The sequence below is a fragment of the Shewanella xiamenensis genome (assembly GCF_024971755.1).
Classification (GTDB): domain Bacteria; phylum Pseudomonadota; class Gammaproteobacteria; order Enterobacterales; family Shewanellaceae; genus Shewanella; species Shewanella xiamenensis.
The window spans coordinates 4,736,912-4,749,882 of record NZ_CP079718.1; the positions used below are offsets into that span (position 1 = coordinate 4,736,912).

The 12,971-nt window shown below is 46.8% G+C and carries 17 protein-coding genes; 6 read left to right on the plus strand and 11 right to left on the minus strand.

Features of this window, described 5'->3' with window-relative positions:
* Positions 1–27: 27 nt before the first annotated feature.
* On the minus strand, positions 28–1,119 hold the full coding sequence (locus KXJ80_RS21850; protein WP_047534222.1) for a branched-chain amino acid aminotransferase: 1,092 nt from the start codon (positions 1,117–1,119) through the stop codon (positions 28–30).
* A gap of 154 nt (positions 1,120–1,273) precedes the next feature.
* Positions 1,274–2,095: a DUF1223 domain-containing protein gene (locus tag KXJ80_RS21855; protein WP_218737600.1), complete on the minus strand. Its 822-nt coding sequence runs from the start codon at positions 2,093–2,095 to the stop codon at positions 1,274–1,276.
* Positions 2,096–2,166: 71 nt separating this feature from the next.
* Between KXJ80_RS21855 and KXJ80_RS21860 the strand changes: the two genes are divergently transcribed.
* On the plus strand, positions 2,167–2,433 hold the full coding sequence (locus KXJ80_RS21860) for a Rho-binding antiterminator (protein ID WP_259474826.1): 267 nt from the start codon (positions 2,167–2,169) through the stop codon (positions 2,431–2,433).
* 17 nt (positions 2,434–2,450) lie between these two features.
* Entirely contained in the window at positions 2,451–2,786 is a 336-nt protein-coding gene (locus KXJ80_RS21865; RefSeq protein WP_037413738.1) for a hypothetical protein, read from the plus strand.
* A 136-nt stretch (positions 2,787–2,922) separates the two neighbouring features.
* Here the strand turns inward: KXJ80_RS21865 and KXJ80_RS21870 are convergent, their stop codons facing one another.
* The gene (locus KXJ80_RS21870; protein ID WP_037413739.1) at positions 2,923–3,279 is read right to left on the minus strand and encodes a RidA family protein; all 357 of its coding nucleotides are present in this window, start codon (positions 3,277–3,279) and stop codon (positions 2,923–2,925) included.
* A 56-nt stretch (positions 3,280–3,335) separates the two neighbouring features.
* Positions 3,336–4,856: a Na+/H+ antiporter NhaC family protein gene (locus KXJ80_RS21875; RefSeq protein ID WP_218737602.1), complete on the minus strand. Its 1,521-nt coding sequence runs from the start codon at positions 4,854–4,856 to the stop codon at positions 3,336–3,338.
* A 179-nt stretch (positions 4,857–5,035) separates the two neighbouring features.
* Between KXJ80_RS21875 and KXJ80_RS21880 the strand changes: the two genes are divergently transcribed.
* Positions 5,036–5,257 carry a cell division protein ZapB gene (locus KXJ80_RS21880; protein WP_037413745.1) on the plus strand — a complete coding sequence of 74 codons (222 nt, stop codon included), beginning with the start codon at positions 5,036–5,038 and terminating at the stop codon, positions 5,255–5,257.
* Here the strand turns inward: KXJ80_RS21880 and KXJ80_RS21885 are convergent.
* The 7 genes from KXJ80_RS21885 to KXJ80_RS21915 form a co-directional block, all read right to left on the minus strand.
* Complete coding sequence (locus tag KXJ80_RS21885; protein ID WP_011070699.1) at positions 5,254–5,466, minus strand: stringent response modulator YtfK; 213 nt, start codon at positions 5,464–5,466, stop codon at positions 5,254–5,256. The genes KXJ80_RS21880 and KXJ80_RS21885 overlap by 4 nt on opposite strands.
* Before the next feature lie 454 nt (positions 5,467–5,920).
* Complete coding sequence (locus KXJ80_RS21890; protein WP_047534208.1) at positions 5,921–6,529, minus strand: thiol:disulfide interchange protein DsbA/DsbL; 609 nt, start codon at positions 6,527–6,529, stop codon at positions 5,921–5,923.
* Between the two features lie 128 nt (positions 6,530–6,657).
* Complete coding sequence (locus KXJ80_RS21895) at positions 6,658–7,695, minus strand: serine/threonine protein kinase (RefSeq protein WP_218737603.1); 1,038 nt, start codon at positions 7,693–7,695, stop codon at positions 6,658–6,660.
* A gap of 29 nt (positions 7,696–7,724) precedes the next feature.
* Entirely contained in the window at positions 7,725–8,018 is a 294-nt protein-coding gene (locus KXJ80_RS21900) for a DUF3630 family protein (protein WP_144375669.1), read from the minus strand.
* Positions 8,019–8,029: 11 nt separating this feature from the next.
* Positions 8,030–9,484 (minus strand): protein adenylyltransferase SelO, encoded by a 1,455-nt coding sequence (locus KXJ80_RS21905; RefSeq protein ID WP_218737604.1) that lies wholly within the window; start codon positions 9,482–9,484, stop codon positions 8,030–8,032.
* 11 nt (positions 9,485–9,495) lie between these two features.
* On the minus strand, positions 9,496–9,807 hold the full coding sequence (locus KXJ80_RS21910; RefSeq protein ID WP_172587791.1) for a hypothetical protein: 312 nt from the start codon (positions 9,805–9,807) through the stop codon (positions 9,496–9,498).
* Between the two features lie 227 nt (positions 9,808–10,034).
* Entirely contained in the window at positions 10,035–10,853 is an 819-nt protein-coding gene (locus tag KXJ80_RS21915; protein WP_218737605.1) for a hypothetical protein, read from the minus strand.
* 253 nt (positions 10,854–11,106) lie between these two features.
* Here KXJ80_RS21915 and KXJ80_RS21920 point away from each other — a divergent pair, with 253 nt between their 5' ends.
* From KXJ80_RS21920 to KXJ80_RS21930, 3 genes are all read left to right on the plus strand, one after another.
* A complete protein-coding gene (locus KXJ80_RS21920; RefSeq protein ID WP_037413757.1) occupies positions 11,107–11,466 on the plus strand; it encodes a DsrE/DsrF/TusD sulfur relay family protein in 360 nt (119 codons plus the stop codon).
* A 104-nt stretch (positions 11,467–11,570) separates the two neighbouring features.
* Positions 11,571–11,972, plus strand: a complete 402-nt coding sequence (locus KXJ80_RS21925) for a nitrous oxide-stimulated promoter family protein (protein WP_218737606.1) — start codon at positions 11,571–11,573, stop codon at positions 11,970–11,972.
* Between the two features lie 54 nt (positions 11,973–12,026).
* Positions 12,027–12,959 (plus strand): hypothetical protein, encoded by a 933-nt coding sequence (locus tag KXJ80_RS21930; protein WP_037413761.1) that lies wholly within the window; start codon positions 12,027–12,029, stop codon positions 12,957–12,959.
* The last annotated feature ends 12 nt before the right edge of the window (positions 12,960–12,971 follow it).

The window sequence follows — 12,971 nt, forward strand, 5'->3', positions numbered from 1 at the left end:
AGCCTTATCATATTGATTTAGAAACTATTAAGGTGCAATACGCTCAACGCGTCTCACCCAGCCATCAGGGCCTTGAATATGGCCTTTCTGGATATCGGTATACAGCTTGTAGATGCGTTGAATATGCTCACCGACTTCACCGTTGCCCACAGTCACCACTCGGCCATCTTCAAAAATATAGGAACCGACAGCAGACACTACGGCAGCCGTCCCAAAACCACCCGCTTCGATAATCTCACCGGATTCGATATCGGCGATAAACTTATCCAGCATGACCGTCTCTTGGCGCACTTCGCATCCTAGCAATTCACCCAGCTCCATAATAGATTGCGAGGTAATCGATTTTAAAATGGTATCAGTGAAGGTTGGGATGATCACTGTGCCGTCTTTCAGAATGTGGAAGTGGTTCATCGCGCCCGCTTCTTCAATCTGTTGGTTGTTCGCATCTAAATACAGCACCTGTGATGCACCAAACTGTGCGGCAGCTTTACCCGCACGCAATGAGGCAGCATAGTTACCCGCTGCTTTAGAAGCGCCAGTACCACCCGATACGGCGCGATGGTAAGTCTTGCTGATCAGTAGACGAATGCCTTTATTCACACCCGCCGCGTAGTAAGCACCACTTGGGCTTAACACCACGCAGAATGTGTAGCGCGAACTTGGGCTTACAGACAGACGGTCTTCGGTCGCAAAAATAAAGGGGCGAATGTATAAACAGGCACCTTCTTGCATCGGGAACCAAAGACGGTCTACGTCGATCAAGGCGTTGATCGCATCGATTTGCATCTGCTCATCAATATTAGGAATACAGACAATATCCGCAGAGCGATTCATACGCTCGGCGTTTTTGTTGATGCGGAACGTGTAAATTTCGCCATCTTCATGCATAAAGGCCTTGGCGCCTTCGAAGATTGACTGACCATAATGCAGGGCCATCGCACCCGGCGCCATTTCAAACGGGCCATAGGGCACAATACGAGGATCGCGCCACTCACCATCGCGATAATCCATTAAAAACATATGATCGGTTCTGAGGCTACCGAAGCCCACATTTCCTTCGGGCTTGAATTGCTCAGTACGGCGTTCGGACGCAGGTTTTAAATCGTATTTTATTTCCATCGCATACCACCTTGATTACTGAACAAGCAGACTAGGTAGCGACAGGAATAAAGTCAATAGGTGAGATTCATCTAAAAGTCTTAGCCGATAAAATAACCTAGCAAAAATGTCTTATTAGCTTGCCGTAATCTTGAATAGGTTGATTCTACTTCCCTTATTGACTTTGGATTTCCCCCTGCTTCGCCTCAAGCCAACCACCGACGGCTTGTATGGGCTCTTCATTTAGCGTTAACCACACCACCCAAGCTAACTGCGGCGCCTTCTGCGCCGTAGCCGGAATGCTATTGAGGTATTGCTCAAAATACAGTGCTGAATCTGATGCAGCAAACTCCGTCGCACGGACACTCACAGGGATTGATTGCATGCTAAATACAACAAAGTCATGGGTTAACTGCTTATGGCGATTCTCACCGCGTTTAATTTCACTAGTTAACCCTGAGCCGACGAGTGCTAACTGTAAACGTGCTTGACTCAGATCTTTATGCTGCCCCCAAGGTTGCTGTGGCACAAAACTCGCCTCAAGCTGCTGGTTGGCGATACGCACTTTAAGCACACCCACCTCAGGTTGAGGCACGGCAAAAATCTCGGTTAATTCACCCGAAAACCAGCCACGCCACTCCTTAGCATTAATCAGAAACTGTGGCGTATACACTTGCCGTGTATGCTTTTGGTTTAAATGTTGATATTGGCGCTCACTAAATGCTTTTTGACCAAAAATATCCCGCCAACCAAGGTAATCCCAATAGGTCACATGAAAGGCTAGCGGAAAATATTTCTGCCATAAATCGGTCTTATTAAACTGCCCAGATAACCAAGCTTCGGCGGGCGGACAACTACTGCATCCCTGCGAGGTGTAAAGTTCGATAATATAAGGACGGGTCACGGCACTCTGCGCTTGAAATGGGGCCAATGTCTGAGCAAATACAGGTTGCCACCACTGCAACCACAAAAGACCAACGAGTAAGATGCATTTCATATTCAATCCTCCTATCACTGAGTGATGAGACCTTGAATTGCACCTAAATCATTCAACTGAGAAGAAAGATGATGTCTGACTATAAAATGATCCCCTGTGCCCATTATGACTACCTTGAGCTGGCTTGCCTTCGGAGCTATTGGCTCAAGATTGAGTTACAGGACGGCAGCCAGTGCCAAGCACGGGCAATTACGACTCAGACCCATGCAGATAAGACTGAATGGCTGGTCGTTGAACATCAAGCGGGCCAGCAAATACTGCGGCTAGATAGCATTATCGCCATCACGCCCACGGATCCCCCAGCTAGTTTTGGCCGTGTTATGATTGCGAGCCAATAACAAAGGAGCAAAAATAAATGGCAAGGATGATTCTGCTGTTGGAATTAGGCGATTGGACTGGTGGTCACCACGGCCAATCCCCCTACTTGGTGGAGTTTGATAGCAAGCGACTCGATTCCCCCTTTGACGTTAGCGAAGGTTGGGGACACGGATTGGGCGGCAGCCGTTATTCGTTGGCACGGTTTGTTGAAACTGAACATTATACTCAACTCAAGCTCCACGCATCTTGGGCTGCGGCCATCATAGCGCAAGATTTACCAACACTGGATATTGAAGCCATCTCCCAAGGCTTGCAGGCACATTATGCCTCGCACAGCCCAAATATTCCGGCAAATCTGGCTCGCTATTTCTAACTGAAGATCTTGTTCTAATTGAAAATCGCGTTGTTGCGACGGATATGGCACCAGAATCTCTGGCAGCAATTACCTGATGACGAATAAAGCCAAGTATTAACTTGGCTTTACGACCGACTTAGCTGTCGATCGCGGTTTACGCCTTGGCTACAGCCGCAATCACAGAGACTTCAACCAAATATTCGGGCTCGGCAATCGCCGCCTGTACACAGGCACGGGCAGGCGCATGACCTTGTGGTACCCAAGCGTCCCAAACGGCATTCATGGCATCGTAGTCATTCATATCCTTTAGATAGATAGTGGCTGACAACAAGTGCTCACGGGAACTGCCCGCCTGCGCTAACAGGGTATCAACTTCCTCTAGCATAGTCGTCGTTTGTTCGGTGATGTTTTGATACTTATCCTTCGCCACTTGGCCACATAAGTACACTGTGCCTTGGTGGATCACTATGCTGCTCATACGTGTACCAACATCTAAACGGGTAATGCTCATAGGGATAATCTCTTCAATCAAATGGTTAATTCTGCGGTTATGTTATCCCGAAAGACTCAGTTTGTCTGCGAACGAGCGCCCACCCAGGGTGGATAAAAGCGCGTCATGAGCATGAGCAAACCTAGCGCCGTAAATATCACGCCACACCATACAAACACTGTTGCCACGGATAAATTGACTAACTGAAATCCCACTAATGCCGCAACAGCAGCAATTAATGCGAAGGGCAGTTGAGTCACCACATGGTCATGGGGTAAACAGCCTGAGCTCGTCGCGCTCAGCACGCTGGTATCGGAAATTGGCGAGCAGTGATCGCCAAACACCGAGCCTGCCATCACCGCACTTAATACAGGTAACAGCAAGCTGGCATCCATGTTATGGGCGATTTCTCCGCCGATGGGGATCATAATCGCAAAGGTTCCCCAGCTTGAACCTGTGGCAAAGGCCATGATAGCGCAAAGCAGGAACATCCCCGCCACCAGCAAACTGGGGGATAAATACCATTTTGCCCAATCGGCCAATAAACTCGCCACGCCCAGATCTTGGATTACAGCACCTATCATCCAAGTGCAGAGTAAAATCGCGATAGCAAAGGCGATCATCCGAACCCCATGGGCTAAATCGCCCAGCAGTTTCCCAATGCTTCGGCCCGTCAGCAGCAACAACACTAGAGTCACTAACGTCGATAACAAACACGCATCACGCATCGCAGCGCCAATATCAGCTTTGGCTAACCAGGCCGAAATATCCCATGACGGCACTTGCTGCGCGCCAGACCAGAGAGTTAAACCGACAGAGGCGCACAGTAAGGTCAGCATCGGAATGGACAACAGCCAAGGATTCCCTTGGGTGCTAGGCGATACAATTTCAACATGATCAGCATCCAACGGCTCAGCTCCCAACGCAGCCCTCTCCACAGGATGAAATCCGACACCAAACCAGGCCACAATCAACGACAAACCTAAAGTCGTAATCGCATAAAAATTGGATAAGGCCACCTCGATAAAGGCTTCAAGGGCTGAAACGGGTAAAAAGCTGAGTCCAGCCAGTAGCGCCATCACATAGGGCCCCCAGCTAGAAAAAGGCAATAAGGAACAAAGCGGCGACGCATTAGAGTCTACTAAATAAGCCAGTTGCGTCTGACGAATACCATAACGCTGGCTCAACGGTTGGCACACATGGCCCACGGCAAGGCAGCTAAAAATACCATCAATAAACACTAACCAACCCAGCAATACGACACCAATACGCGCTTGTCGGCCCGTACGAATACGCTGATATAACCAATCACCGAACTGCCCTACCGCACCACTTCGGGCAAGTAGCTGCGTCATGCTACCCAGTAATAACATGGCCATTAGCACGTTTAAATGCCACCATTGCCATGCATCTTGGCTATAAAACTGCTTAACGCCTATCTCCACAAGATAACTTAAGCTTTGCAGTATATTGAAGTGGGCAATAATCAAGGCGCCCGAGAGGATACCAACACCTAGGGCAACTAAGGTACGTCGCAACCATAGGGCTAACACTAAGGTTAATAACAGGGGAATTATGGCGAGCAGGCTTGATGTCATGGGCCATTCCGATAATAAATAAAACCAAGAATACTAACGAGTTAATAACAAATGCAAAAAAACTTAAATTAGCACTCCGTTATCGGGTATTTTTTAGCCAAACGGCAAAGACTGCTATTCCTTATGCTCTTGGCACTGCTAGAATCACAGTCCCATCCAGAAACTATAGGACTCTCCAGATGAGCCTTGAATTACTGTCCAAACTGGAAACCAAGATCCAGGCTACACTCGAAACTATCGAGCTTCTAAAAATGGAGCTAGAGGAAGAGAAGCAAAAGACGTCAACCTTGAGTGAGCAAAACCAACAATTAAGTGAGCAAAACCAACAATTGCAGCAAGAACTGAGTTCTTGGAACGAGAAAGTTACCGGACTTGTTGGCTTGCTCAATAGTGAAATCTAAGCTGTTTTAGTTTGATGATTCTGCGCTTCAATCAATTCGTTCAGCTCTAAGATAGCCTGCTTTACTTTTGGCAGGCTTTTTCTCGGTAATAAAAATCTTCCTTTTTCAAATTCCAATCGACCTAAGTCTTTTACCCATATCACGCCAGTGAGAAAAATACGCGCATGCTTAACAATAAGCTTAGGTGCGTAGACAGGGAAAACTCTCATATAACCCCCTACAGGCATTTTTGTTGTTATTGACCACAGTCATTTGACAGAAAGATGTCCAATTGAGTTTCATCGATAAAGAATTATTTTCAAAACTTACAATAAATACAAAATAACAAATTGATTTAATTTATAAAAATAAAACAATGATAAATACAAATCAAAACGTCAATATTTTGACTATTGACATTATTTTGACGCTTATCTAAAATCATCCGTGTTACTCAGGGTAAAAATGAGCCATATGGCTCAAGTCCGTACTCTCCATTATCGGAAGTACGGTTTTTTTTTGCCTAAATCCTAATACGCATTCTCCGCAAAACTGGTTCAACGTATTCTGGACAATTTGATGCGGCCAATAAAAAAGGAGCGCTCGGCTCCTTTTGTTTTATTTATTCATTATCAATTATTTAGATTGCAATCAGATGACTAAATCAACGCAATCCTAAGATAATTACTTTCTCGCTAAGTAATAAGCAATGTCTAATAGCTCGTCATAGGACTTAATCGCACCCGTTTCAACACGGTATTTGCCATTCACCACTATCGCAGGCACGCCAGAAAGTTTCGCGTTTTCAGTATCGCGCTTCATTTTCGCCATTTGGGCTTTGACCATAAATGAATCTGCTGCGGCATCAAAAGCTTTACCATCAACGCCATTAGCCACAAATAAGGCACGCACATCGTCACGGCTAGTAAAGTGTTGTTTCTTGTCATGGATGGCAGCAAATAAAGCCGCATCGATTTTTTCATCGACATTGAGTTGATGAGCAACCGCAAAAGCGCGTGACATCTCTACGCCCATTTCTTTGCCGATAAAATCAACGTGGGCTTGGTTAAATTCAACACCTGCTGGCTTTTCAGCCAAAATTTTAGGCACAACCGTTTTCGAAAAGTTGTAGCAATGCGGGCAATAGAAAGAGAAAAACTCGGTGATTTCAGGTTTAGCTGTCGCGGGACCATCATTAATCACAGTGTAATGTACGCCTTCTTTGTATTCCGCTGCCGAAACCGCTAATGGAGCCAATAACAGCGCTGCCGCCATAAGTAATGCTTTTTTCATGAATTTTCCTTAAATCAATTATCTAAAATAGCTGGAGCCTAACATATTTCATTTTTTGAGTGTAACTCAAGCTGAGAGTTCAATCCGTTAGGCAAGAGAGCCACGTAAATCCCACCCTGTTCACACATTTAATAAGGGATCAAACTTAGCGGTGGTTCATTAAGTGCCGCGAGTTGCTCCTTAAATGCCAAAATCTGCTGCTCCCAATACTTTTCATCCCCAAACCATGGGAAATGCATAGGGAAAGCCGGATCTTGCCAACGCCTGCCAATCCAAGCGTTATAGTGCACCATCCGTAATGCGCGTAGGGGTTCAATCAACGCCAGTTGCCGCGTATCGAATTCACAAAATTCCTCATAGGCTTCGAGCAATATCTCGAGTTGCAGTTGCTGCTGCGCCCTATCCCCCGTTAACATCATCCATAAATCTTGAATGGCAGGCCCCATACGGGCATCGTCTAAATCCACAAAACCCGGCCCATCGGGTGTCCAAAGAATATTCCCTGGGTGTAGATCGCCATGCAAGCGAATCGGTTTGAAACATTGCTGCGACCAAACGGTGTTGACCTTCGCCAGCACTTGTTCGACCACGGTGAAAAAGGCGGCCCGTAGAGAAGTCGGCACTAATTCTGATTGTTTCAACCACGCCAAAGGCTCATCGCCTAAGATTTGCGGATTGAGCGGTTCGCGGGCATGAAAAACCGACTGCGCGCCGTACTGATGTATACGACCGATAAAACGGCCAACAAATTCCAACTGTTCTAAATTATCGACCTCAAAGGCTCGACCACCGATGGAAGGAAACAGTGCAAACCGAAAACCTTGGAAATGGTGCAAGGTACGCCCTTGCACTAAGGCTGGCACCGCCATCGGGATTTCCTGCTCGGCAAGCGCGAGGGCAAAATCGTGCTCCTCTTGAATTTGCGCATTGGTCCAACGATTTGGACGATAAAACTTCACTACATAGCGCCGCCCTTCATCACTGCGAAATTGATACACGCGGTTTTCGTAGCTATTGAGTGCAAGTAGGCCCGTTTCAGGGTAAATGCCAAGACTTTCGATAGCATCTAAAATCAAATCCGGTGTTAGAGCTTGAAAAGCAAAGGCCGCTCCCGAATCAGCATTATCGATAGCACTTTGGTGTTGATTTAACGTATCTAGGCTCATTGGAACTCTCTCATTAAATGGTGGCGCGCTCATAAGTGGCGGCTTAACAGCGTGGCAAGGTATTCTAGCACCTCAACATCAGCCTCACGCTCCACACTCAGCCAACAGATATTGCCGTAAAACTCATAATTGAGCCAAAGTGGTGTACCTTCAAACTCCAATAACCATTGATGACGATCGGCTCCCCATTGACGCTCGCGCACGCGGCAATCTAAAGCATGGGCTAACGGCTCGGCAAAGGCCTCGAAATGATCAAAATCGATATCACCGCTCACACTTAAGCTTAACGCGGCGCTATCTAACTGAATGGCGTTTAATTTCATCTTTACTTCCATCAACTACTGCACGACATAATCAGCCCTTGCCCCCAATCCGGAGGACGCTTGGCCAGATCGTCATGCTCAGCTTGCTCGCTAAACGGTTGACGCAACACTTGGTGCAAACGCTGTAGCGGCGCAAGATCCCCTTCTTCAACGGCGATAATCGCTTCTTGGGCCAAATAGTTGCGCAAAATATACTTGGGATTGATGTTATTACGCGCCTGCTGCCACGCCTCAACATCAGTAACCTTACCGAGCCGCACCTGATAGGCCTGATACCAAGTATCGAACTCGTTGAGATCAATAAAATCATCCCGCAAAGGCGAGTGCACACTGCTAGGATCAAGCTGACCAAATCGACGCCAAGTGTGGCTGTAATCCAGCTGATTTTTCTCCATCAACACGGTAAAGCGGCCAATGAGTTCTAAGTCCTGTTGATCCTGCTCGGCTGTCGAATCCGCTCGCTCAGCGAGCCCTAACTTAGCGCGCATCAGCATCAAATAATGCTGCACTAGAGCATGTTGATATTGATTCAAAGCGGCAATTAAATCATCTGACGGGATAACAGGCGTCAACGCCTGCGCTAAACGTTGCAGGTTCCACAGCCCAATGCCGGGCTGCTGCCCAAAAGCATAACGCCCCTCTGGATCGGAATGATTACAAATAAAGTCTTCTTGGAAGGTATCGAGAAAGGCAAACGGGCCAAAATCGAAACTATCACCAAGAATCGACATATTATCGGTGTTCATCACCCCGTGGGCAAAACCGATAGCCTGCCAATGGGCGATCATCTTGGCGGTATCTTGCACCACCTGTAAAAACCAAGCTTTATAACCCGCCAGATCGCAGCTCAAATGCGGATAATGCTGCTTCAAGGTAAAGTTGAGCAATTGCGTCAGCTTATCGGCTTGACCACGCTCGCTATGGCAGAAAAATTCGAAATGACCGAAACGGATATGGCTGCGCGCCAAACGCACAGTAATGGCTGCGGTTTCTTGGCTCTCGCGCCAAACGTGCATATCAGAGCCGATCACCGCCAAGGCACGGGTCGTTGGCACACCTAAATGGTGCAATGCCTCAGAAACGAGAAACTCCCGCACCGCAGAGCGCATTACGGCTCTGCCATCACCATGGCGAGAATAAGGGGTCGGTCCGCCGCCTTTGAGTGCCACATCCCATGCGCCATTAGGGCCGATTGCTTCACCGAGGATAATCGAGCGCCCATCGCCTAATCTAGGGGTGTAGCCACCAAACTGGTGCCCGCTATAAACCTGCGCATAATAGCTTGCACCTTCAACAGCCGCGTTACCCGATAAGCCCTGTAATAACTCATCTGTTGGCTGACTTAAGCCAATTAATGACGCGGCATCGTCACTCCAAGCGAGCCAATGGGGGTTACTAATACCCTGCGGATAGACTTGGGAATAAAACTCAGGCAATTGGGTGAAAAAATCCTGTTTGAACTTCATCAATACATTCCCTATTGAGTGAGCAGCTTGCACACCAGCACGGACTTATCGTTCAACTCACACTGCTGGCCACATTGATATACGCCAGCGCCACTGGCCTCGAAGCCACTCATACCTGACCCCGTTAAACGCTGTAATCCATGGGCTTTCCGCTGGCATTGTTCGAGAGTGTCGTAATAACCATTGATATCATCAGGTTGTAACGGCGTCGTTGGCAGCGAGATCGCCTTGGGATAATAAAATAGCGTCCATTCCGGGGTTTTAGTGCAACCTGTCAGCCCAAGGCCCAAGCTGGCAAATAAGACAACCAAGGATAATTTCATTTTGACGATTTGATTCAAGAAACTCGCAACACACTTCATAAAAATAGCTCATAAAAAAAGCGAACCTTAGTTCGCCTTTTGCGCGGTAAGTCTCCGGATTCTACACGGCTTTTAGCCGTTAAATAACCGCTTTTAGGTTATGGGCATTTGAGGCGCTAGAATTAACCAGTTTATGCCAGAGTCTTTAACCTTACGCCATGACAACAGAGTCATTCTTACTATCACTTTTATGCAGTTGCAGCTTTTGCCTGCGCCTTCTCAATACGGCTGATCCGGCCTTCGAATCCAGTGACAGTACCGTCGGTTAAGCCAAGTGAGACAGCCTGCTGACATAGCGCGATAGCTTCGTTAAAGGCTTGAGTATCATTTAATAATGTTGCAAGTTGCATAAAGCCTGTGGTTTTAAGCTCAACCTGTTTGGGCTTGGTGGCATTCGCTCGATGGAATAATGCCGGATAAAGCTCACACAGTGCTGCACCATAGGCTAAATAGTCAGTCGATTTTCGCTGCTTATAACACTCTGCAATCACATCCTGTAACGCGTTATAGCGCGCAAGTTCGGTCTCTGCACTTTGATAACCTTCGAACGCACGCTGCAATGTCACATTCGCCCATGAGCCTGGTGATGCAAGGCCTTCGGCCTCGGAGGATACAGGTTTAATTTCAGCCTCTTTCTCAATATTTGCGGAGGCGTCGGCCAAAATAATCACAGGGTCTTCATTGGGCACAGCGGGAATATCGACATCGATAATATCTTCACTTATTGCAACGATTTCGGCGCGGCTAGGCTGATGCTCCTCTTCCCTTGGCATTAATTCAATCTCAGGCGCTTTCATAGTAGCAGAAGCGTCTTCAGGCGTATTATTCACTGGAGGAGTAACTTCGGGCGTAGATTCAGCCACTTCTGGGAAAGAATTAGTATCCTTTGTCATTTCAGTTGTTTTTTTTGCCATCATTGCCTCTTGCTCTTCCTTCGCCAAGCGCTGGGCACGACGAAATAAAAACACTCCGATAACGATCAGTATTAAAACGACAATGACCTTCATTCTTCTTCACCTTTTATGGCTGCTTCCTGTTAGAAGCTATTGCAGTTGGCTTGCCAGAACGACTCAGTAGTCTGCGACTGACAAGGAGTTTTGTCCAAAAGTTGAGCAGTGATTAACCGCTATTAAAGTCCATAGTGTCTGGGTAAATCAAGTATTTATGCCGTTTTATCCGATCTTGCACGCAAATCGATATAAGCAATTCGGCTAGACTGCTAAGGTTTATGACCGTTTGCAAAAAATTAAGGAAAGCCTAATGCAAAAAATTCTTATTGTTGCCCACGCAAGCCCATACGGCACAGAAAAACTGTTTAACAGCCTGCGCATTGCTTTAGCCCTCAAGGATCAAACCGAGCAAGATGTTGATCTCAAAATCTTTTTAATGTCAGATGCGGTATTTGGGGCACTCAAACAGCAGACAACGCCTGATTTAAGCTATAACTTGCAGCAAATGTTTGAGATCCTTAGTGCTCAGCAAGTCCCGATTTTACTGTGTAAAACCTGCGCTCAAGCGCGGGGAGTGAATACGGATATGCTGCTCGAAGGCGCTGAAATTGGCACCTTACAGGATCTCACCCGCTGGACTCTGGCCGCCGATAAGGTAATGCACATTTAAAGTCTTATTTTGTGCGCATCTTCATAAATTGACACTTACGTTTTGAACAAGCCAGTGCCGCTGCTTATGATGGGATTATCCGAGTAACAGACTAAGGTATTCCCATGGACTCAGCGGCCCTACTCACAGGCAAACTGCGCTACGAGCATCAAACCATTAGCGCGATGGCGAAGATCTATTGCAAAGCTAAGCACCAAGGCCAAACGGCATCCGGCCTGTGTGAAGAATGTTTAGCACTGCTAGAGTATGCAGCCATTCGCCTCGACCGTTGTCCCTATGGGCAAGATAAGCCCACGTGCAATAAGTGCCCTGTGCATTGCTACAAGCCCGCCCAAAAGGCGCAGGTCAAAGAGATCATGATTTTCGCGGGGCCGAGAATGCTGTTACCGCATCCCATTCGCGCAATCAAACACTTACTGGCCGAGCGTCATCCCGTACCTGCGTCAGTCCCCGAAGCCGCATCTAATCGTCATCAACGCATCGCCATTTCACAGAAAAATACCTAGGAATGCTTTTTCGCCTCGAATTTCCCTGATATAACAGGTCGTCGAGGTGACAAAATGAACGAATTTAATACATTTTTTGCTCAAGCCTATTGGTGGTTATCCCTATTTGGTGGCTTACATTGCCTCGCGTTAGCTATTTATATTCGTTACTTTTATCATTCGGACAATAATCAAAAGCTATTGGCGGCTTTTCTAAGTCTCATCGCACTGTATTTTCTGACGGGAATGCTTAACCGTGATAACACGCCAATTCCTATCCACATATTATTTAATTTGCTTGCCCCGATTTATTTTTTACTCATGCCACTGCTTTACCTCTATTGCAAACGCAGTTTAGAGCAACATACTGAGCCTATTGGTTTTTCATGGCATTATTGGCCGGCGATTATCACACTACTGCTTGCAGTTATAGATATTACTTTGCGGCTCAACTTACATAAAAACGCCATTTGGTTTCAGGCTGAATTCTTTAATAATCCGCTGACGATCGATTTCAGCCACTGGAGTTTAGCAATGCCGTTGTTGCTGTTTACTCAAACAGCAGCCTATTTTGTCGCTCTGTGGCATCTACTTAAACAATATAAAGTCAGTCAACCGCCATTGAGCGATGCACCACAGGACACCTTGAAACTCATCCGTTTCCGCTGGTTATTTGGCCTAACCTTAGCGATGTTATTTAACTGGCTACTGCGTGTTTTTGTGGTTGTACTGCCTTTTTATCTAGGCGACTCGCTTTCAGCCTTATCCCACGCCTTGCCCCGATTAAGCTTACTATTAAGTTTCTACTTACTTGCCGCCTATGGTCTAAAGCAGATCACTCGCACAGCGTATTTGAAAGGCCATTTATCAGTGCCTAAGCCCAAAGTTGAATCTTCATCTTCAGGAGTACTCACCCCAGAGGAGTTTGAATTTATTCAACAACTGCAGCAAGAATCGAACGATAGCAAGGAAAAATCGACCACCACGCCCAATCCACCTCAGAACTAAACCATCGCTTAG